This is a genomic window from Microbacterium sp. SWDP-B6, assembly GCF_059803615.1.
Genome location: NZ_JAPFGV010000014.1, coordinates 47,513 through 68,602 on the forward strand (window position 1 = coordinate 47,513; position 21,090 = coordinate 68,602).

The 21,090-nt window shown below is 69.7% G+C and carries 20 protein-coding genes; 6 read left to right on the top strand and 14 right to left on the bottom strand.

Going from position 1 to position 21,090, the window contains the following annotated elements; all coding sequences use genetic code 11:
* Positions 1-7 precede the first annotated feature (7 nt).
* From OPU70_RS15220 to OPU70_RS15265, 10 genes are all read right to left on the bottom strand, one after another.
* Positions 8-505, bottom strand: coding sequence for a DUF3237 domain-containing protein (locus OPU70_RS15220; RefSeq protein ID WP_498558155.1), 498 nt, complete (start codon positions 503-505; stop codon positions 8-10).
* Entirely contained in the window at positions 502-1,746 is a 1,245-nt protein-coding gene (locus OPU70_RS15225) for a flavin-dependent oxidoreductase (RefSeq protein ID WP_042537879.1), read from the bottom strand. The genes OPU70_RS15220 and OPU70_RS15225 overlap by 4 nt, the downstream gene beginning before the upstream one ends.
* A gap of 58 nt (positions 1,747-1,804) precedes the next feature.
* Positions 1,805-3,427, bottom strand: a complete 1,623-nt coding sequence (locus OPU70_RS15230) for an amidohydrolase (protein ID WP_498558156.1) — start codon at positions 3,425-3,427, stop codon at positions 1,805-1,807.
* A 58-nt stretch (positions 3,428-3,485) separates the two neighbouring features.
* A complete protein-coding gene (locus tag OPU70_RS15235; protein ID WP_079113576.1) occupies positions 3,486-3,953 on the bottom strand; it encodes a DUF3237 domain-containing protein in 468 nt (155 codons plus the stop codon).
* Positions 3,950-5,656: a nickel ABC transporter ATP-binding protein NikE gene (nikE, locus tag OPU70_RS15240; protein WP_498558157.1), complete on the bottom strand. Its 1,707-nt coding sequence runs from the start codon at positions 5,654-5,656 to the stop codon at positions 3,950-3,952. Before nikE ends, OPU70_RS15235 begins: the two co-directional genes overlap by 4 nt.
* Positions 5,653-6,516 (bottom strand): ABC transporter permease, encoded by an 864-nt coding sequence (locus OPU70_RS15245; RefSeq protein WP_498558158.1) that lies wholly within the window; start codon positions 6,514-6,516, stop codon positions 5,653-5,655. Before OPU70_RS15245 ends, nikE begins: the two co-directional genes overlap by 4 nt.
* Entirely contained in the window at positions 6,513-7,448 is a 936-nt protein-coding gene (locus OPU70_RS15250; protein WP_231567464.1) for an ABC transporter permease, read from the bottom strand. The genes OPU70_RS15245 and OPU70_RS15250 overlap by 4 nt, the downstream gene beginning before the upstream one ends.
* A 40-nt stretch (positions 7,449-7,488) precedes the next feature.
* Positions 7,489-9,138, bottom strand: a complete 1,650-nt coding sequence (locus OPU70_RS15255) for an ABC transporter substrate-binding protein (RefSeq protein WP_498558159.1) — start codon at positions 9,136-9,138, stop codon at positions 7,489-7,491.
* 118 nt (positions 9,139-9,256) lie between these two features.
* Entirely contained in the window at positions 9,257-9,691 is a 435-nt protein-coding gene (locus OPU70_RS15260) for a DUF3237 domain-containing protein (RefSeq protein WP_498558160.1), read from the bottom strand.
* Positions 9,688-11,346, bottom strand: a complete 1,659-nt coding sequence (locus OPU70_RS15265) for a CocE/NonD family hydrolase (protein ID WP_498558161.1) — start codon at positions 11,344-11,346, stop codon at positions 9,688-9,690. Before OPU70_RS15265 ends, OPU70_RS15260 begins: the two co-directional genes overlap by 4 nt.
* Positions 11,347-11,493: 147 nt before the next feature.
* Here OPU70_RS15265 and OPU70_RS15270 point away from each other — a divergent pair, with 147 nt between their 5' ends.
* Together OPU70_RS15270 and OPU70_RS15275 are read left to right on the top strand one after the other, a co-directional pair.
* The gene (locus tag OPU70_RS15270) at positions 11,494-12,063 is read left to right on the top strand and encodes a TetR/AcrR family transcriptional regulator (protein ID WP_042541471.1); all 570 of its coding nucleotides are present in this window, start codon (positions 11,494-11,496) and stop codon (positions 12,061-12,063) included.
* A 49-nt stretch (positions 12,064-12,112) separates the two neighbouring features.
* Positions 12,113-12,799, top strand: a complete 687-nt coding sequence (locus OPU70_RS15275) for a hypothetical protein (protein ID WP_498558162.1) — start codon at positions 12,113-12,115, stop codon at positions 12,797-12,799.
* A gap of 47 nt (positions 12,800-12,846) precedes the next feature.
* Here OPU70_RS15275 and OPU70_RS15280 read toward each other — a convergent pair whose 3' ends face one another.
* From OPU70_RS15280 to OPU70_RS15290, 3 genes are read right to left on the bottom strand one after another with little or no spacing between them, the layout of a single operon-like run.
* Entirely contained in the window at positions 12,847-13,194 is a 348-nt protein-coding gene (locus OPU70_RS15280) for a cupin domain-containing protein (RefSeq protein WP_498558163.1), read from the bottom strand.
* Entirely contained in the window at positions 13,191-14,597 is a 1,407-nt protein-coding gene (locus OPU70_RS15285) for an NAD(P)/FAD-dependent oxidoreductase (RefSeq protein ID WP_498558164.1), read from the bottom strand. Before OPU70_RS15285 ends, OPU70_RS15280 begins: the two co-directional genes overlap by 4 nt.
* Before the next feature lie 27 nt (positions 14,598-14,624).
* A complete protein-coding gene (locus OPU70_RS15290; RefSeq protein ID WP_042541475.1) occupies positions 14,625-15,092 on the bottom strand; it encodes an Lrp/AsnC family transcriptional regulator in 468 nt (155 codons plus the stop codon).
* Between the two features lie 100 nt (positions 15,093-15,192).
* Here OPU70_RS15290 and OPU70_RS15295 point away from each other — a divergent pair, with 100 nt between their 5' ends.
* From OPU70_RS15295 to OPU70_RS15310, 4 genes are all read left to right on the top strand, one after another.
* A complete protein-coding gene (locus OPU70_RS15295; protein ID WP_498558165.1) occupies positions 15,193-16,626 on the top strand; it encodes a gamma-aminobutyraldehyde dehydrogenase in 1,434 nt (477 codons plus the stop codon).
* Positions 16,627-16,703: 77 nt separating this feature from the next.
* Positions 16,704-17,843 carry an ROK family transcriptional regulator gene (locus tag OPU70_RS15300; RefSeq protein WP_498558166.1) on the top strand — a complete coding sequence of 380 codons (1,140 nt, stop codon included), beginning with the start codon at positions 16,704-16,706 and terminating at the stop codon, positions 17,841-17,843.
* Positions 17,840-18,748 (top strand): polysaccharide deacetylase family protein, encoded by a 909-nt coding sequence (locus OPU70_RS15305; protein ID WP_498558167.1) that lies wholly within the window; start codon positions 17,840-17,842, stop codon positions 18,746-18,748. Before OPU70_RS15300 ends, OPU70_RS15305 begins: the two co-directional genes overlap by 4 nt.
* Positions 18,745-20,070 carry an MFS transporter gene (locus tag OPU70_RS15310; RefSeq protein WP_498558168.1) on the top strand — a complete coding sequence of 442 codons (1,326 nt, stop codon included), beginning with the start codon at positions 18,745-18,747 and terminating at the stop codon, positions 20,068-20,070. The genes OPU70_RS15305 and OPU70_RS15310 overlap by 4 nt, the downstream gene beginning before the upstream one ends.
* A gap of 2 nt (positions 20,071-20,072) precedes the next feature.
* Here the strand turns inward: OPU70_RS15310 and galE are convergent, their stop codons facing one another.
* The gene (gene galE, locus OPU70_RS15315; RefSeq protein ID WP_042541478.1) at positions 20,073-21,050 is read right to left on the bottom strand and encodes a UDP-glucose 4-epimerase GalE; all 978 of its coding nucleotides are present in this window, start codon (positions 21,048-21,050) and stop codon (positions 20,073-20,075) included.
* Between the last annotated feature and the right edge of the window lie 40 nt (positions 21,051-21,090).

A 21,090-nucleotide genomic window follows, 5' to 3' on the forward strand; every position in this document is an offset into this window, starting at 1 on the left:
GCCGGGCTCACGTCACGCGGTAGGCGCGGTACCGCACGGCGTCCGCCTGCCGCTGGGCGACGGAGAGGAACAGCGAACGCTGCAGGTGCGCGAGCCCCGGTGCAGAGGTCTCGATCTGCACCGTGGTGCGGAAGTAGTACGAGCCGGCGTCGACGTCTTCGCCGCGGCGCAGCTGCTCGAGCACGTCGGGGGTTCCGGTGCGGAGCCCCTTCGCGTGCAGCAGCACAAGGTCGCCGTCGGTCGTGCGCGCCGAGTAGCGGCCGTCGATCTCGATCGTGCCGTCGGAGCGGACGATCTGCCAGTCGGCGCCGCCGGGCAGGATCTCGGCGTCGACGGCACCGGTGACGCGGCCGCCGAGGATCGGCACGACGCGTCTGTGGCCGACACTCGTGCTGCCGTGGTCCTCGAGCGGACCGAGGCCGACGGTGACGTCGAAGGCGAACTCGAAGGTCGGCACCGGGAGCAGATCGTGCGGGTCAGGGCTGCCCGTGGAGTCGATGCTCATGCGACCGGGGTGAGCGACGCGCGCTCGTTCAGGACCGACGGCAGGAAGCCGGCCGCGGTCTTGTACCCGGTCGCGATCTGCTCGCGTTCGGCGAACGGTATGACGTCGTCGATATCGTCGAACCCTTCGGGTGCACGCTCGGCCGCGAGCTGCATCACGCGCTCGGGACCGGTCGCCCTCGTGCTCGCGAGCAGAGCCGTCATGGCGGGGCGACGGGCGGCCTCGTATCCCGCGAGTGCCTCATCGATGTCGCCGGCGGTGGCGAGATGGAAGGCGAGGGTGCGGGCGTCGAGGATCGCCTGGGATCCGCCGTTCGATCCGTTCGGGTACATCGCGTGCGCGGCGTCGCCGAGCAGTGTCGTGCGCCCGAACGTCCACTGCGGCAGGGCGTCGCGGTCGACCATGGGGTATTCGAGGATCTCGTCGGCCGTGGCGATCGCCGTCGGCACGTCGAGCCAGTCGAAGTTCCAGTCGCGGAAGAGCTCGGCGATGGGGGCAGGATCGATCGCTCTGTTCCAGTCGGCGTCGCCCGTGCCCTCCACGCGGCGTTCGGCGATGAAGTTGACCAGCATCCGCCCGTCCGCGTCGACCGGGGCGAGAGGGTAGGCGACGAACTTCTGGTCGGCGTCGCCCGCCATGATCATGGTGCGCCCGTCGAGGAACGCGGGGATGCGCGTCACTCCGCGCCACAGGGTCAGCCCTCCCCAGGGAGGCGCTCCCTCGGTCGGGTACCGCAGCGCGCGCAGCGCGGAGTGGATGCCGTCGGCTCCGATGATCACGTCGGCGGTCGCCTCGACCGTGCCGGAGGATGTCTCGAAGGTCGCCGTCTCGGTGCCGTCGTCGTGGGTGGTGACGCCGATGAGGCGGTGATCGAGGCGGATGGGCTCGGCGAGACGCGCCTCGGCGAGGTCGCGCAGAGCGAGCTGCAGACGGCCGCGGTGCACCGAGAGCTGCGGCCAACGGTACCCGGCGTCGAGGCCGCGCGGCTCATGCCAGATCGGCTGCCCGAACCGGTTGTAGTAGGCCAGCGTGTGGGGCTCGACGCCCAAGTCGGCGATGGTGTCGGCGATGCCGAGCTCGGTCAGCTCGCGCAGGGCGTGCGGCAGCAGGTTGATGCCCACTCCGAGCCCGCGGATCGTGGCGCTCCGCTCGTAGACGCTGACGTCGTGCAGTCCGGCTTCATGCAGGCTGATCGCTGCGGCGAGTCCGCCGATCCCTGCGCCGACGATGATGATCTTCATCGATCTCTCCTGATCTCTGCTGCGTTCGGCCGCAGCGGGTGGGTGGGTGTGCCGGTTCTCAGGCGCGCATGTGGACCACGGCACCGCCGACGACGGTCACAGCGGTGCCCACGCTGATGAGCGCCTCGGTCGGGATCGCGAACGGGTCGACGGTCGACACCGCGATGTCGGCGCGGGCGCCGACGCGCAGCATCCCTCCTCCGCCCAGCACGAGCTCGGCGGATCTGCTGGTGTAGGCGGCGAGGGCCTCGGTGAGCGTGAGTCGCTGGGTGGCGTCGAGCGGTTCGCTCGGCGTGCCGTCGGGGCCGGGGAGCGTGCGGTTGACGGCCACGTGGATCGCGAGCCACGGATCGGCGGGCGACACCGGCCAGTCCGACCCCATCGCGATCGCGGCTCCACTGTCGGCGATCGCGCGGAACGGATAGCCGGCGCGCATGCGGGCGTCGCCGATCATCGGCACGACGGCCGGGTCGACCGATGCCCAGAGGCCCTGGATGTTGGCGGTGATGCCGAGCGGGCCGAAGCGGCGGGCGTCATCGGGGTGCACCATCGACAGGTGCGCGAAGTGGTGGCGCTGGCCGGTACCGTTGGCGCGGCGAGCGGCCTCGACCGCAGCCAGGGCGACGCGCACTCCGCGGTCGCCCATGATGTGCAGGTGCATCGCGAAGCCCTCGGCGTCGAGCGAGACGACGAGCGCCTCGAGTGCCTCGGCATCGATGTGCAGCTCTCCGCTGCCCGCGTGGCTGCAGTAGGGCTCGAGCAGGGCGGCGGTCTCGCCGTGGGGCACGCCGTCGACCATCGCCTTCGCAGTCGATGTGTCGAAGCCCGCTGCGGCGTTCGCGGCTCGGAGCGCGACGAAGCGCTCGACCAGCGCCGGCACCTGTGCGGCCGTCGTGCCAGGGGGCACCCACAGTGCGCCGGACGTGCGACTGCGCAGACTGCCGTCGGCGATCGTCGCGACGTAGGCCGCGGTGCAATCGGCCTTGCCGTTGTACTCGCCGAGAATCGCCTCGTGCCAGCCGGTGATGCCGAGGGTCCACAGGAATTCCTGCGCGTTGAGAAGACCGGCCGCGATCTCGGCATCCGTGCTCGGCGGAACGATCCGCCCGACGAGCTCTGCCGCCGTCTCGTTGAGGTACCCGGTGGGGTCGCCCTGCTCGTCGTGGTGGATGTGTCCGTTCGGGGGAGCGGGAGTGTTCCGGTCGACCCCAGCGAGCTCCAGCGCGCGCGAGTTGACCCACAGCGTGTGGTGTCCGGCGTCGCTCAGTGCCACAGGGCGGTCCGGCACGATCGCGTCGAGCATCTGCCTCGTCGGGTGGGGGAACAGCTCGTGGCTCCAGCCGCCGCCGGTGATCCACTCGGCATCCGTCGCGTTGGCCGCAGCCGCGATCAGCGACAGCGTCTCGTCGACGCTCGCAGCCGTGGTCAGGCCGCAGCTGAGCCGCTCGACACCCGCGAACGCCGCGTGGATGTGCGCGTCGACGAACCCGGGCAGGATGCCGCCGCCTACGGCGTCGATCATGCGGGTGTCGGGTCCCGCGAGGGCACGGATCTCGTCATCCGATCCGATCGCGATGATGCGCTCGCCGCGGATCGCGACGGCCGTGTCGGCGGTGCCGATCCGGCCGTCGAACACGCGACCGTCGACGATGCACACGTCGGCGGGAGAAGTGCGGGTCATGGTGGTGCCTCTCGTCGTTGCGGCCTCGCCGCTCGGGTCCTGCTCGTCGATCATCTCGTCACACCACTCGGAACACACGGATGACGACCTGGTCGTCTCCGGGGCGCGCGTAGCCGACGAACTGCGACTCGGCGAGCCAGCGCAGGGGCTCGGCATCCGTCTGGAAGACGAACGCCGTGCGGTAGTACAGATCCTGTTCGGAGGGCCGCCCACCGGCCTGGAACTGCGCGATGGCCGCCTCGTTCGCCCGCCAGTAGCCGCGGTTCACGACATCGACGAGGTGCCCGTCGATCTCGATCAGATAGTGCGCGTCGAGCTGGGTCGTCACGCCGTGATCGACCCACCAGTCGCCGCCGCCGGGCACCACTCGCCCCTCGGCGCGGGGTCCGGAGAGTCGCCCGCCGGTGATCGCGGTGAAGTGCAGCTCGCCGCCTTCGCCTCGGCCGATCCGCTGGGGCGGGGTCACATCGACCTGCAGCTCGAAGCAGTACTCGAACGCGGGGATCATCAGCTCGGTGTCGGTCATCGCCGTCTCCTCTTCATCGGTCGGTCGAGCCCGATCGTGGGGATCGGGGTGGTGCGCACCGGTATGCGCCGCTGCGGTACCCAGCCGTCGCCCGGGATCGAGTCGAGCAGCAGACGGGTGTATTCAGCCTGGGGGTTGTCGAGCACGGTCCCGGTATCGCCGCGTTCCTCAATGCGACCGTCGCGCATCACGACCACCTCGTCACACAGACGGCGGATGACGGTGAGGTCATGGGTGATCATCAGCAGGGCGACGCCGGTGTCGAGACGGATGCGCTCGAGGAGCGACAGGATCTCGACCTGCGTTGTCACATCGAGCGCCGACACGGCCTCATCGAGCACCAGGATGCGCGGTTCGGCGGCGAGGGCCCTCGCGATCGCGACACGCTGGCGCTGGCCGCCCGAGAGCGATCGGGGTCGTGCGTCGAGCAGGGCGACGTCGAGGTGCACCGACTCCATCAGCGCCGACACCCGGGCGGAGAGCGCCGCGCGGTCGTCGTCGCGGCGGTGCACGCGGATCGCCTCGGTGAGGCACTGCCGCACGGTCTGGCGTCGATCGAGCGACTGGTACGGATCCTGGAACACCATCTGGGCGGTCTTCGCGCGGGTGCGTCGTTCGGCACCCGATGCTGCCGGTGCGCTCCAGTCGTGCCCGGCGACGCGGACGGTGCCGGCGTCGGCGCGCTCGAGGCCGCAGATCACGCGGGCGGTGGTCGACTTGCCCGATCCGGATTCCCCGACGATACCGAGCGAGCCGCCAGCCGCGAGGGCGAACGACACGTCGTCGACGGCGGTGAGGATGTCGTGGCCTCGACCGTGCGCGACGCGCACCCGGAAGGATTTCTTCAGCCCGTCGACACGCAGCAGCGGCTCGGATGCGGTGGAGGGGGAGGCCGCGGCTGCGGGAGGAGTCACCGGAACGGCGTCGAGCGATGCCGACATCAGGATGCGCGTGTAGTCCTCCCGGGCATCGTCGCGCATGCTCGACCCGCGCAGCGTCTCGATGGTGCGGCCCTGCTTCATGACGACCACACGGTCGCACACCGATCCGGCCAGAGCGAGGTCGTGCGTGATGAAGAGCAGCGACAGATCGCGGTGGCGGCGCAGGTCGCCGATCACGGCCATGACCTCTTCCTGGGTCGTCACATCGAGCGCCGTGGTGATCTCGTCGGCGAGCAGCAGTCGGGGGTCCATCGCCAGGGTGGACGCGATCATCACCCGCTGCAGCAGCCCGCCCGACAGCTCGGCGGGACGCTGCCGCAGCCGGCGGGTGGGAGAGGGCACTCCCACCTCGTCGAGCAGTTCGACGGCTCGGCGCTCAGCGGCATCCGGAGTGAACCCGGCCACCGTGACCAGTGCCTCGGTGAGGAAGTCGCCGATCGTCCGCAGGGGGTTCAGGTGGGCACGAGGGGTCTGGAACGCCATGCCGATGCGCAGCGCTCGCAGCTCGCGGCGCCCTCGCTCGTCGAGGGATTCGAGATCCTGGCCCTCGACGCGAATGGTGCCGGCCGTGGTGAAGGTCTCTGGGAGCAGGCCGGCGATCGCCCGCACGCTGAGCGTCTTTCCCGACCCGGACTCGCCGACCAGTCCCACCGATTCGCCGAGGGCGACGTCGAGCGTGCAGTCGTGCACGAGCGTGCGGGAACCGTCGGGCGTGGGCATCGTGATCTCGAGGCCCTGCAGTTCCAGGACGGGTGTCGTCATCGTTCCTTCTCCTCTGCCCAGGTGGTGGCGCGGGCGCCGATGATGCCGACGGCGAGCACCGTCATGACGATGAGCAGAGCGGGGAAGATCGACTGCTCGGGCGCGCCGGCGAGGATCGCGGCCTGGCCGCCGGCGATCATGGATCCCCAGTCGGCCGCGGGCGGCTGCTCGCCGAGTCCGAGGAATGAGATCGCGGCGAGGTCGAGCATCGCGTAGCCGAACCCGATCGTGGCTTGAGCGGCGACGACGGGAATCAGAGCGGGGATCAGGTGGCGGAAGCAGATCGCTGCGCTCGAGACACCCTGCACGCGCAATGCGGCGATGTACGGCCGACCCAGTTCGCGAGAGGCCGCGGTCTGGGTCAGACGCGCGACGACCGGGATGTACGCGATCGACAGGGCTGCGACGGGGGCGACCAGCCCCTTGCCGAACATCGCGACCGCGAGCACGGCGAGCACCAGCCCGGGGATCGCGAAGATCACGTCGATCACGCGGGCTGTCGTGCCGCGGATGATTCCTCCGAACCAGGCCGCGGTGATCGCCAGGGTCATGCCGAATGTCGTGGAGAGGACGACGACGATCACCGGCGCCGTGACGCTGGCGGAGGCGCCGACCAGCACACGCGACAGGATGTCGCGACCGAGGTCATCGGTGCCGAAGAGGTGGTCGAGTGAGGCGGGGTCATTGATCGGCCCGGCATACAGCTGATCGGGCGAGTAGGGGGCGAGCCACCGGCCGGCGATCGCGATCACGGCGACGGCGGCGAGCACGACGACGGCCACGACCACGAGGGGGTCTCGCCGGGCGAGCCGACGAGTGGCTGCGGGGATGCGGCCCGCGGCGAGCTGACCGACGCTCATGCGTTCCTCCTGGTTCCTGCGGAGTCGGGATCGATTGCGGCGGCCAACAGGTCGGCGATCGCGTTGAGCACGACGAACAGGGCGACGAGCAGCAGGGAGACGACCTGCACGACCGGCAGATCCTTGCGGGCGGCGGCTTCGGTGAGCAGCGACCCGATGCCGCCGAGACCGAATGCCTGCTCGGCGATGGCCGAGGCGGCGAAGAGACCGGCGATCGTCGTGCCCGAGATCGCGAGAATCTGCGGAGCCGCGTTGTGGAAGACGTGCCGGCGGAAGACACGCCCCCACGGGATGCCGCGGACGCGGGCCGTCTCGACGTGCTCGGAGTGCAGCTGGGCGACCAGGGCGCTGCGGGTCACTCGACTGATGTACGCGATGAACATCAGCGCGAGTGACACCGCAGGGAGCACCAGGTGCCAGAGCCGGTCGAGCCCCTCCTCACCCGCCCCGAACGTCGGGAACCAGCCGAGCGAGGTCGCGAAGATCCAGATCAGCAGGATTGCGACGATGAACGTCGGCAGGGCCATGCCGAGCGACGTGGTGACCGAGACCACCATGTCGGTACGACGACTGCCGATCGCGGCGAGGATCCCGGAGCCGAGGCCGAACACCGCGATCAGCGCGGTGGTCAGCAGCACCAGCTGGAACGTCACGGCGAACCGTGCTCCCACGAGCTCGGCGACATCTGTCTTGTAGACGAACGACCGACCGAAGTCGCCGGTGACGACACCCCCGAGCCAGTGCAGGTACTGCAGCCACACCGGGTCGTCCAGCCGGTACTCTGCGCGGATCGCCGCGATGAGCTCCGGGGTCGGACGGGCCCCGCCCGCCAGCGCCGTCACCGGGTCACCCGGCGTGAGCAGAAGCGCCGAGAAGATGATGACGCTGGCGAGGAAGAGCGTGAGCGCGAGTCCGCCCAGCTTGCCGAGCACCGTCCTGATCATGAGGGTCTGTCCCGTCGTCGCAGACGACTCACTCGCCGCCGAGGCGCAGCGCCCAGGGGGAGCTGTAGATGGCGACGGAGGTGGTGATGCCGGTGAGGTCGTCGGACAGGTAGGTGAGCTGGTAGGCGCCGGCGAGCGTCACCTGCAGCTGGTCCGGGGCGAAGATCTCCTGCGCGCTCACGAACGCCTCGGCCGCGGTGGTCGCATCCGTCGCGGTGCGCGCCGCCTGGAGGTCGGCCGTCACCTCGTCGTTCGCGTAGCCCGACCAGTTGAAGATGCCGCCGAACTCTGCCGGCAGCATGAACAGCTGCGGGTAGCCGAGCACGCCGGGCACCTCGAGGTAGCCGGTCGTGGCGACGAAGTCGATGCCGTCGCGCAGCTCGGGAGTGTAGAAGAGTGCTCCGAAGTCGGCCGGCTGACGCTCGTCGATCGTGACGGTGAGGCCGATGTCCTTCGCCGCGCTCTGGATGATCGATGCCGTCTGCGAGAACTCCTTGGCACCGGCAGGAACGGCGAGCACCAGGGGCGTGGAGGTGTCGATGCCGGATTCGGCGATCAGGTCTTTGGCCGCATCGAGATCGACCTCGGGGGAGGGCAGCGCGTCGTAGGCGTCCTGGTAGGTGTCCTTCGCCTCCATGCCGCTCCAGACGAACGGCGGGACGATCGTCTTCTGCACCTGGCCGAGGCCCTGCAGAACGGTGTCGATGTAGGTGCTGCGATCGATGGCGAGGCTCAGCGCCTGGCGCACGCGCGGGTCGGCCGCCGCGCTGTCGGCCGAGGTCGGACCGAAGCTGTACGAGGCCGTGGAGGGCCCGGAGATCAGGCGGCCCTCGCCGTCTTCTGCTTCAAAACTCTGGCGCGACCCCGGCGGCACGTTGAAGGCGCCGTCGATCTCGCCGGCGGTGAGCGCGGAGGTGAGGGTGGCGCCGTCGGTGACGAAGACGAAGCGGATGCGCTCGGTGAGCGGTGCGCCGTTCCAGTAGTCGGGGTTGGCGGTGACGGAGATCTCGGTTCCGGGCTTCCAGTCGTCGAGCTGGTACGGACCGGCGCACATCAGGCCGCCGCCGGAGGTGCCGAGGTCCGCGCCGACGGTGTCGCCGAAGGCCTTGCTCATCACCGCGCCGCCCCCGCCGCCGAGAGCGTCGCGGAACGTCGTGTCGGGTGCGGTGAAGTGCACGACGACCGTGTCGTCGCCCGCAGTCTCGACGCTCTCGATCAGAGCGAAGGCCGCGTACCACTGCGACGCGGGGGTGCGGTTGCGCTCGAGGCTGTAGGCCACGTCTGCGGCGGTGACCGGGGTGCCGTCCCAGAAGGTGACGCCATCGCGCACGGTGATCTCGAAGGTCACCGGATCGACCCACTCCGCCTTCTCGGCGATGCCCGCTTCGAGGGTGAAGTCGGGTTCGACCGTGAGCAGGCTGTCGCAGAGGTTGGGGATGATGATGTTGGCCGATGACGAGGGGTCGAGCGTCTGCGGCTCGCCCTCGACGACCGCCCAGGTCACCTCGTCGACGGCGGTGGTGGCTGCGGGCAGAGCGGTGACGAGCGACGAGGCGTCGATCTCATCAGGGGACGAGTCGGTCGTGCCGGTGCGCGGCGCGCAGGCGGTGGCGACGAGAACGGTCGCTGTCGCCAGGGCGGCGGCGACGGTGAACCGGCGTCGGGTGGTGCGGATCATGTCGGGTCCTCTCAGATGCGTGCAGCGGGGGCGTCGTCGACCCCGCCGGGAATGGTGGTGCAGGCAGTGCTGGTGGAGCGGATGGTGCGGGCAGTGCGGGTGTTGCGGGTGCTGCGGCTCATCTGACGACGTAGACGCGGATGCAGATCTGCTCGTCCTCGTCGCGGGCGAGGCCGATGAACTGGTTGCGGCTCAGCCAGCTGTGCTCTGGTGCGTCGGTCTGGAAGACGGGGGCGGTGCGGAAGTACGACGTGCCATCGGCCTCTTCGCGGTAGTAGCCGCGGTTGAGGATGTCGATCGCCGATCCGTCCGATGCCCGCAGCAGGTAGCGCGCTTCGAGCTGGAAGGTGCCGTCGCGCTCGACCGACCAGTCGCCGCCGCCCGCGATGACCGAGCCCTGCAGCAGCGGGCCGTCGACGGTGCCGCCGGTGATCGGTGTGAAGGCGAGCACTTCGTGCGGGCCGCGGCCGAGGTGGATGTCGGTGTCGACGTCGACGCGGATCTCGAAGGCGTACTCGAGGATCGGTTCGGGCTGAGGGGAAGGCGTGGTCATGACAGTTCTCCATCCAGGACGGGAAGGTGGATCGTGAGGCCGTCGGATCCACCGATCGTGAGGTGCTGCAGGTTGGTCGCCGTCGGCCCCCAGGCCCAGGGGTCGGCGCCCGTGCCGGTCTGCGGCACGAACTCGGGGTAGTCGCTGCTCGACACGTGCACCCGAAGGCTGTGTCCGGCGCGCAGCCGGTAGCCGACCTGGCCCAGGTCGAGGTCGAGGGCCGCAGGTTCTGTGGCATCGGCGACCTGACGCTGCCCGCGGGCGATGCGCAGTGCGGTGCCGTCGGGTGCGAGATCGAGCAGCCGGACGAACAGATCCATCACGGGGCCGTCGGAGCGGACGGTCGCGGTGGCGGTCACGGGGCCCGCGAGGTCGACATCGGCCGCGACCGGAGCGGAGGTGAAGACGAGCACGTCGTCGCGTGCGCCGATCGGCGCCTCGTCGGGGAGTTCGAGCAGGAACGAGAACGCATCCTCGGCGCTCGATGGCACGAGGTCATCGGGGTCGTGGGTCCACGTCAGCTCGGTCGGCTGCGCCGCGGCATCCTGTGCCAGTCCTCCCTCGGCGGTCGCCTGCAGCGCGACGGAGCGGATGCCGGCGGGCGGCCACGCCGCATCCGTCCGCTCTTCTTCGGTGCCCGCGAGGTTCCAACGCACGGCGGGGATGTCGGCGGGGGAGCCGTTGCCGCGCACGTACACCTCGAAGAACTCGAGCGTCGGGTCGAGGGTGCGGGGGAGGAGCGCGCGGAGCTGCTCGTCGGTGCGCTCGGCGACGCGGTCTGCCGGGGCGCTCAGCAGCTCGTAACCTTCGTGATCGATCGACTCGATGCGCAGGTGGTGGTGTGCGGCCCACGCCGGGTTCTTCGTGATGTCCGCGACGTCGGACCACGACAGGGGCGAGCAGTTGTCCCACCAGCCGATCGTGTGCAGCGCGGGAACCGAGCGCGCGGCGAAGGGGGATCCGAGGGGGAAGCGGGGCAGGTGCACTGGGCGCGGGTACCACTGGTCGTACGAGATCGATCGCTCGCCCGCGTCGGCGAGGAACTCCTCGACCTGAGCTGCGAAGTCGCGTCGCGTCCAATCGGGCTCCCACATGTAGGTGTCGTTGCCGTGGAAGTGGCTGACCGGATACAGGTAGGTGATCGTCCATTCGACGTTCGAGGTGCGCTCGCCGGGTGCGCGATGCACGGGCTCGCCCAGGCCGGTGCCGGTGACGCGGGGTGCGATCGCCTTGAGGGCGGGGTGGCCGCTGGCGGCTGCCGCCCACTGCGTGTAGCCGTAGTAGCTGTCTCCCCACATCGCCACGCGGCCGTTCGACCAGGGCTGCTGCACGATCCAGTCGAGGGTGTCCTCACCGTCTCGCACCTCGTTGACGAAGAGCAGCGCCTCGCCCTCGGAGCGGAACTTGCCCCGCACGTCCTGCGCGACCACGCGGTACCCGTGCGCCATCAGGTATTCGGCGATCAGCGGGATGTAGGTGTAGCTGCCGCTCTTGTCGTAGGGCAGGCGGATGAGGATGGTGTCGCCGGCCGCATCGCCGTCGTCAGTGGGGAGATAGATGTCTGCCGCGAGCAGCACTCCGTCACGCATCCGGACGCGGGCGGGGCGTGCCAGATCGCTCTCGGGAGCCGCGGGAATGCGGATGAAGCTGGTCATGACTCTCCTTCTGGACCTCGGCGCCGGGGAGACCGCGGTGCTCGATGAATCACAACGTAAGTCCGGCGCAGTTAATAGTCAAGTCTGACTAGACTAAAAACTTGTAACATCTATGTATCCTGCTGATGCAGGGAAAGAGGGGGACCGATGGCACGTCCGACCGTGGCCGCAGAACGCCGCGACCAGATCATCGAGGCCACGTTGCAGACCGTGGCGGAGCACGGCATCGCCGGCACGTCGCTCGACCGCATCGCGGAAGCCGCCGGGATGTCGCGCGGACACGTGCGCCACTTCGTCGGCAATCGTGATCAGCTGCTCGCCGACACCGCCCGGCACGTGTTCGCCGACGAGACGGGCACCCTGACGATCCTGCCGTCGACGCTGGTGACGTTCACCGACGCGCTCGACTATCTGTTCGGCGAGGAGTTCACCCGATCAGACACCGAGAACGCCGTCGTCCTCGGGTTCGTCGAGCTCTCGCGTACCAACCCGCCGATCGCCGAGGTGCTCACCGAGGCCTATGGCCACACGCGCACCACCCTCGCCGAGCTCGCCGCCGCTGAGTACCCGAAGGCGGATGCCGCGACATGCGAGCTCGTCGCCGACGGCACGCTCTCAGCCGCGCTCGGCAACGTCTTCATGGGCGACTTCAACCCCGACGAGGTCCGCACCGCCCGGGTGCGCCGGGCCGTCGAGACGCTGCTCGCCGCCCTCTGACGTTCGACGTCGGGGGCCGCTGCGGGCCCCGACACGAGAGGATGGTTCGGTGCCGATCTCCTCCGACCGTCCGGATTGCTTCCGCCTGCCGGCCGTCGACGCCGCGGCGATCCGGACGCGCCCGGACCAGCTGCACCTCGTGCCGCCGGACAGCGAGGCTGACGCGTCGGCGATCATCGAGAGCCACCGGCGAGCGCGCGTCGCCCGCGGCAGGAGCGATGCGATCGGGTGTCTCGTCCCGATCGCCGGCGGTCTCCTGCTCGCGGTCGTGGCCGGCGTGGTGATCGCGTCGCTCCGACTGCCGTTTCGAGACGCGGCCATCGCCGTCGGGCTGCTGTTCGTCCTGGGTGCCGTGGTGACCGCAGTCATCGCCTCGCGCGCGCGACCGACCGTCCTCACCCCGAAGCCCTTGCCGTCGGTGCTGATCCATCCCCTCGTGGTGGCTGGGGCCCCGGCGGACCTGACCGCCCGGGACATCGAGCTCGCGTCGCAGGTGCTCGACGAGCGGGATCGTGCCGACGCCGACCTCCGAAAGGCCCGCGCCGACGCGCAGCTCACCGACGAGGAACGATACGTCTCCCCGGGAGACCGATCGACCTGGTACTTCCGTCCGGAAGACCTGCCCGGCCTCGAGCGCACAGAAGACGACGCGGAGAAGCAGGCGCGTGCTGTCGCCGACCGACTCGGTATCGTCCTCGGTTCGGACGGCGGCAGCGGCTCAGCACCGGAAGCCTGACGCCGCCTGCACGGCGATCCCCGCATTCGCGGCGATACCGGCACCCCTCAGGCGATGTAGATCTTGCGCAGCGTCTCGGTGACCGTCCATGCGGTGCGCTGACCCCCGGCCAGGCGCACGACAGACCCAGGGCCGACCTCGATCGCAGGCAGCGCCGGTTCGACGAACTCGATGCGAGCGTGACCTGAGAGCACGACGAACACCTCGTCGGCCTCGGTGTCGGATGCCGTGCCCGGCGTCATCTCCCAGATGCCGACCTCGACCTCGCCGAGGGTCGCCAGCGGGTGCGTGGCGGAGGTCGGCCGGCCGATGAGCACCTCGTCCGCCGGCAACGGGGCGTGCGCGAGCGGCACCACCGCGGCATCCACTCCGGTTCCCGGCACGAGCTCGCTCACGAGTCGAACCCCATGCCGACGGCATCCAGCGTCTTGAGAAACAGGTTGCGCTTGCCCTCGTTGTGGTCGGCCTGGTTCATCGCGGCGCGCACGAGGTTGACGCCGATCGAGGCGACGGGCTCGGGCGGGAACGGGATCGGCTTCTCGCGGACCATCGCGAGCTCGGTGCGCTCGGTCGGCTCACCCGACAGCTTGTCGAGCATGACGTCGGCGGCGAAGCGCGCCGCGCCGACGCCGAGGCCGGTGAAGCCGGTCGCATACGCGACCCGACCCTTGCGGGCGGTGCCGAAGAACGCGCAGAAGCGGCTCGACGAGTCGATCGCCCCCGCCCAGCGGTGAGTGAAGCGCAGGCCCTCGAGCTGCGGGAACGTCGTGAAGAAGTGTGAGGCGAGCTTGCGGTGGCTCTCGGCACGGTCCTCGTATTCGGGACGCACCTTGCCGCCGAAGTGATAGACCGCATCGTATCCGCCGAACAGGATGCGGTTGTCGGCCGTGAGCCGGTAGTAGTGGAACTGGTTGGCGCTGTCGGCCAGGCCCTGACGGTTCGACCATCCGATCGAGGCGAGCTGCTCGTCGGTCAGCGGCTCGGTCATCAGCACGTAGTCGTAGACGGGAACGGTCATCAGGCGGTTGCGCTTGAGCAGCGAGGGGAAGACGTTGGTGGCGAGTGCCACGGCATCCGCTCGCACCCGTCCGCCGTCGCGGGTCACGAGCGTGATCGCGCTCGACCCGTCGCCGATCACCTCGCGCACGAGCGAGTGCTCGTAGATCTCGACCCCGAGCTCGACCGCGACACGGGCCAGTTCGAGACCGAGCTTCGCGGGATGCACGAGCGCGCACGCGTCGCGTTCCCACGCTCCGGCGAGGAACGTGTCGGAGTGCACCTCGGCCTGCACGGCCTCGCGGTCGAGGAAGCCCTCCTCCTCGCGCAGCCACTCGACCTGGTGCGGCTCGACGGCCACGGCCAGCTGGCCTGTGCGCTCGAAGTCGACGTCCATGCCATAGCGCTTCACGGTCGCTTCGATGCCGTCGAGGTTCTCGAGCCCCAGCTCTTCGAGGCGGTCGATCTCGTCGGGCCAGCGGGTGACGCCGTTCTCATGCCCGTGCGTGAGGGTCGCCTCGCAGAACCCGCCGTTGCGGCCGGATGCCGCCCACGCGATGCGCGACGCCTCGAGCAGCACGACACGTCGCTGCGGGTCGCGCTCCTTGGCGCGCACGGCGGTCCAGAGTCCGGCGTAGCCGCCGCCGACGATCGCGAGGTCGGCCGTGATGCTCCCGGCCAGGGCGGGGTGCGAGACACGCTCGACGTCGTCGAGCCAGAACACGCTGAGTGCTGTGTCGCGCAACGAGGCGTCGATCACGGCATCCGCGGGGCGGCGACGTTCGAAGACCGTGGTTCCCATGATCAGTCCCGTTCTCGGAGCCGCGCCTCAGCGCGTGCCCCAGTTGTAGAGGTCTTTGTAGAGACCGGCGTAGAGCAGACTCTCGGTGTGGGTGATGCCGGGGATCGTGCGGATGCGGGTGGCGATCAGGTCGAGCAGGTGGCTGTCGCTCTCGCACACGGCCTCGACGAGGATGTCGAAGGTGCCCAGCGTCACGACGACGTAGGCGAGCTCCGTGATCTTCGTCAGCTCCTCGGCGATGAGCCGCGGGTCGCCCGTCACTCGGATGCCGATCATCGACATGCGGTTGAAGCCGAGCTGCATCGGGTCGGTCACCGCGACGATCTGGATGATGCCTGCCTCGGTCATCCGCTGCACGCGCTGGCGCGCCGCCGCCTCGCTGAGCCCCACCTCTCGGCCGATCTCGGCGTAGGGCCGTCGCCCGTCCTCTTGCAGCAGCTCGACGATCCGCTTCGAGATGTCATCCAGCACGGGCTGCTTCGCTGTGGCGCTCATGTGTCGATATTGACATTTTCGCCGCCTTCTGGCAACTGATTCCGTCGTTCAGGCCAGCAGGCTCTTCTGTATTCGCAGTCGGATCGCTAGCATGGCGACCATGGCCACAGAACTCCTTCAGAACTTCATCGGCGGGCAGTACGTTCCCGTGAACGGACAGGGGCGGATGCCGCTCATCGATCCCGTCACCGAGGAGACGTATGGCGAGCTGCCGGTCTCGGACGCCTCTGACGTCGATGCGGCGTACGCCGCGGCATCCGCTGCCTTCCCGCTCTGGCGCGACACGACCCCGGCCGACCGCCAGCTCGCGCTGTTCCGCATCGCCGACGAGATGCAGGCGCGTGCCGAGGAGTTCGCCGACCTCGAGTCGAAGGACACCGGCAAGCCCCGGGCGAGCCTCGTGACCGACGAGATCCTGCAGTCGATCGACCAGCTGCGGTTCTTCGCCGGTGCTGCGCGCAGCCTCGAGGGGCGGGCGGCGGGGGAGTACCTCGCCGGACACACCTCGTTCGTGCGCCGCGAGCCGATCGGCGTGATCGGTCAGGTGACCCCCTGGAACTATCCACTCAACATGGCGGTGTGGAAGATCGCCCCCGCGCTCGCCGCAGGCAACACCGTCGTGCTGAAGCCCGCAGAGTCCACGCCGCTGACCACACTGCTGCTCGCCGAGATCGTGGCGCTGCACACACCGGCCGGCACGCTCAACGTCGTGCTCGGCGACCGCGACACAGGGGTGGCGCTCGTCGAGCACCCGACCCCGCAGATGGTCGCGATCACCGGCTCCGTGCGTGCGGGCATGGCCGTCGCGCGCTCGGCGGCGAACGACGTCAAGCGGGTGCACCTCGAGCTCGGCGGCAAGGCGCCCGCGATCGTGTTCCCCGATGCGAACCTCGACAAGGCGGCATCCGGCATCGTCTCCGGAGCATTCTTCAACGCCGGGCAGGACTGCACGGCCGCGACCCGCGTGCTCGTGCACTCGTCGGTGCACGACGAGTTCGTCGCGGCGCTGGTCGAGAAGGCGAAGACGGATGCTCGTACGGGCGGCCCCCACGAGGAGGGTGTGCTCTACGGTCCGCTCAGCAGCGCTGCCCAACTCGCCCAGGTGCAGGGCTTCGTCGACCGGCTGCCCGCGCACGCGAAGATCGAGACCGGCGGGGCGCGTCAGGGCGAGAAGGGCTACTTCTTCGAAGCGACGATCGTCTCGGGTCTGCATCAGGACGACGAGGCCGTGCAGGGCGAGATCTTCGGCCCGGTGCTGACCGTGCAGGCATTCGACACCGCCGAGCAGGCGCTCGAGATGGCCAACGACGTGCCCTACGCACTGGCCTCATCGGTGTGGACGACCGATCATGCCCGTGCGATGCGCTTCTCACGCGACCTCGACTTCGGCTGCGTGTGGATCAACACGCACATCCCGTTCGTCTCCGACATGCCGCACGGCGGGTTCAAGCACTCCGGCTACGGCAAGGACCTCTCGCAGTACGGCTTCGACGACTACACGCGCATCAAGCACGTGATGTCGGCGCTCGACTGAGGATCGGGGTTCGGATTCCTCGACACGTATGACGCGATGTGTCAAGCTGGGCGCACGTCGAATCCGGGGGGATCATCTTGGCACGACCACTCGCGGGGCCCCAGACCCTGCTTCGAACGCTCAACGGCCGCGCGATCCTCGAGACGCTCGCGCGCCGGGGCCCACTCACACGGGCGGAACTCGTCGCCGAGACAGGTCTGTCGCGCACGGCGGTGACGCAGGTGCTGCGAATGCTCGAGGCATCGTCAGCGGTGGCCGCGGCCGGGGTCGATCGTGACACGCGCGGACCCGCAGCGGGGCGCGTCGCACTGCATCCGCAGCTCGGGTTCGCCGCAGCCGTGCACGTCGACGCCCACGCCGCTCATGTCGCCCTGGTCGACCCCGCCGGGGCAGTGCGAGCAGAGACTCACGCCGCATTCCCGCCGCGCGGCGACCGGGTGCAGCACATCGCCGGGCTGGTCGACGCGTGTCGCCGCACGGTGACCGGGCCGCTGCTGCTCGCTGTCGTCGGCATCCCCGGCATCGTCACCGCCGACGGAGGCATCCGCGACGACCAGGGTCCCGACGGCGGCGCGTTCAAGAACGGGCTGGCCGTGCGGCTCGGATGCCCGGTGCGGGTCGAGAACGACGTCAATCTCGCGGCTCTCGCCGAACTCTCCGAAGGCACCGGCGCAGGACTCAGCAGCTTCGCGCTGCTGCTCCTCGACGACGGTCTCGGAGCCGGGATCGTCATCGACGGGTCCCTGCACCGCGGATTCTCGGGTGTCGCCGGCGAGGTCATGTATCTGCCGCAGAGCCCGCTGCCGATCGGCGCCCCGGTGCTCGGCGACGCCGTCGTGCGCGACCTCGCGCTCGCCCATGGACGCGACCCCGACGAGACGATCGACCAGCACCTCGACGCTGCGTGGGCCGGCGATGCGGCCGCGCTCGCCATGACCGCCGAGATGGGGCGCAGGCTCACCCTGATCGCCGGCAGCATCGCGCTCGTGCTCGACCCGGAGGCGTTCCTGCTCAGCGGCACGGCCGCGCACCCGGCGCTCGCCCGTGCAGCAGCCGAGTTCGCGGAAGAACTCGCACCGCAACTGCCGCTCACACTCGTGGTCTCGTCGTTCGGTCCGGAAGCGCCCCTGGTCGGCGCGGTCGGCGAGGCGGCATCCGCGCTTCGGGCATCGGTCTTCGCCCGGCTGCTCCCCGCCTCGGACAGGAGCCGAAGATGACCTCGGACCTCGCGGATCGCCTCGGCCTCGCACCCGGAGCCAGGGCCGTGATCATCAATGCGGACGACTTCGGCATGTGCCACGCGGCCAACACGGCGATCACCCAGCTGCTGGACGCAGGCCATGTCGACTCGACGACCCTGATGGTGCCGTGCGCCTGGGCGCCGGAGGCGATGGCATTCGCGGCCTCGCGCACCGACCTCGACGTCGGCGTTCACCTCGTGCTCACGAGCGAGTGGACGGACTACCGCTGGCGACCGCTCACGGGCGCCGCCAGCACCCTCGTCGACGGAGCGGGGTACTTTCCCGCCGACGTCCTGGCCATCGAAGAGCTCGCGACGGTCGATGACGTCACCGCCGAGATCGCCGCGCAGCTGCAGGCGGCGCTGGATGCCGGGGTCGACGTGACCCACCTCGACAACCACATGGGATCGGTCTACGGTCTGCTCACCGGGCGGGACTTCCTCGGTCCGGTCTTCGAGCTCGCCGCCCGCAACGGACTGCCGTTCCGGCTGCCGCGCAGCATGGAGGGCACAGACGACGACGCCGCGCTGCAGGCGAAGCTCGCGGAGGCATCGGCCGCAGCCGACGCCCTCGGGGTCGAGATCATCGACCGGCTGTGGAGCCACCCGTTCGAAGAGGTGCCCGGCGAATCCTATGAGCAGGTCCGCGACGGCTTCATCGCGCTGCTGCGCGCTGTTCCGGCCGGGGTGACCGAGATCTACCTGCATCCGATGGTCGACGACGACGAGCTGCGGGCCGTCGTCGACTTCGCCGCCGCCAAGCGCGGACACGAGCTTCGCCTGCTCTCCGACCCCGCTGTGCTGCAGGCGTTCGCCGACGAAGGACTCGTGCGACTCGGCTGGCGCGACCTGCGCGATCTGCAGCGGAGCCGGCGCGCATGACCTCGATGGCGACGCGGCTGCGCGATCGTCGACTCGACGGCGCTCCCACCAGAGCGCAGGCGCTCGCGTTCGGCGCATCCGGGTTTCCCACGCAGCTCATGGCGCAGACGTTCTCGGCTTTCGTCGTCTACTTCTACGTCACCCACCTCGGCGTCGCACCGGGGTGGGTCGCCGCGGCGATGATCGCGCACGGCATCCTGAACGCGGTGCTGAACCCCGTCGTGGGCGCGCTGTCCGACCGCATCCGCACACCGTGGGGCCGCCGCATTCCGTGGATCGGGCTCGGCATCGTGCCGCTCGTGGTCGCCTTCGCGCTGGTGTGGATGCCCCCGGAGCTGCCGACCGCCGGGCTGATCGTGTGGTTCCTCGTCGTCGTGGCGGTGTACGACATCGCATTCGTGGTGGTGGTGCTGAACATCTCGGCGCTGTTCCCCGAGATCTTCCGCACGACCGACGAGCGGGCGCGGGGCAACGTGCCGCGCCAGATCTTCGCGATCCTCGGAATGGTGCTCGGCACCGCGGGCGCCCCTGCACTGTACGGGTCGATCGGCTGGCCGGGCATGGCGATCGTGCTCTCGACCGTCTGCCTCGTGCTGCTGGTGTGGTCGTTCTTCGGTGGCATGATCGAGCGCCGGGTGCCGGAGGCGGCATCCGAGGCTATGCGGTGGCGCGACCAGCTGAAGTACACGTTCGCGAATCGGGCGTTCGTCCCCTACGTGCTCGGCTCGCTGTTCATCCAGACATCTATCGCCGTGATCCTCGCCGCTCTGCCGTTCTACGTGAGGTATTCGCTGGGCGCCGCCGAGGGCGAGGCCAGCCTGCTGCTGGGTGCGATCTTCGTGACCGCCATCCCGTCGATCGTGCTGTGGAGCGCGGTCGTGCGCCGCACCTCACCCCGCGCGGCGCTGCTGTGGAGCGTCGCGGTGTTCGGCATCGCCATGCTCGGCTACCTGCTGCCGTCGACCGTGCCGGTTGCGGCTCTGGTCGGCGTCGCGGTGGGTGTCGGTGTCGGAGGCCTGCTGCAGCTGCTCGAGGTCGTGCTCGCACAGATCATCGACGAGGACGCCACCCGCACCGGTCATCGACGAGAGGGCGCCTACTTCGGCGTGAACGGCTTCGTGGTGCGCGGCTCGGTCGTGCTGCAGGCCGTCGTCGCGGCGGCCGTGCTGACGGCGTCAGGCTTCGATGCGTCGCTGGGCGATGCGCAGCCCGAGGCGGTCGATGGCGGCATCCGCGCGATGGTCGCAGTGGTTCCGCTCGTCTTCGCCGCCCTCGCGTGGCTGTGCTTCTGGCTCTACCCGATCCGCTCCCGAGACCTCTGACGTCAGGACGCGGCCCGACGCGCTTCCCACCCCGTCCGCACCATCTCGTCGACCGTGTACCGCATCTTCCAGTCGAGGTCGCGCGCGGCGAGCTCGCCGGTCGCGACGATGCGGTCGGGGTCGCCGGGGCGACGGGGGCCGATCTCGGGGGTGAAGTCGATGCCGGTGACGCGTGCGACGGCATCCATGATCTGCTTCACGCTGAGGCCGTCGCCCGAACCGAGGTTGTAGGCCGCTTCGATCGGCGCGCCGGTGGCGAGGCGCTGGGCCGCGGCGACGTGGGCCGCCGCGATGTCGCCGACGTGCACGTAGTCGCGCACGTTGGTGCCGTCTTCGGTGTCGTAGTCGTCGCCGTTGATGCGCGGGGTCTCTCCCGCGATGAGCTTCTCGAACACGATAGGGAACAGGTTGTGCGGGCTCACGTCGTAGACGGTCGGGTCTGCGGAGCCGACGACGTTGAAGTAGCGCAGCGACGTGTGTCGCAGCGGCTTGTCGGACTCGGCGGTCGCGATCGCCTGATCGCGCAGCAGCCATTCGCCGATCAGCTTCGACTCGCCGTAGGGGCTGGCCGGCTTCTTGGCGGTGTCTTCGACGACGAGCGCCACATCGGGGGTGCCGAACACGGCGGCCGACGACGAGAACACGATGTTGGTGACGCCCGCGGCCTCCATCGCCTCGAGGATCACGCGGGTGCCTTCGACGTTCTGCGCGTAGGTGTGCAGCGGACGCTGCACCGACACCCCGGCGTACTTGTATCCGGCGACGTGGATGACGCCCTCGGCGTGGTGGTCTCGGAGGGTCTTCTCGACGAGCTCGCGGTCGAGGATGCTGCCCTGCACGAAGGCCACGCCCTCGGGCACGAACGATGCGACGCCACTCGAGAGGTCGTCGAGGATGACGGGCGTCAGCCCCGCATCCGACAGTGCGCGAACGACGTGCGAGCCGATGTAGCCGGCGCCGCCGGTCACGATCCAGGACATTGTGCTCCTCAGGGTGGGGAAGTGTTCAGTATCTCAGGTC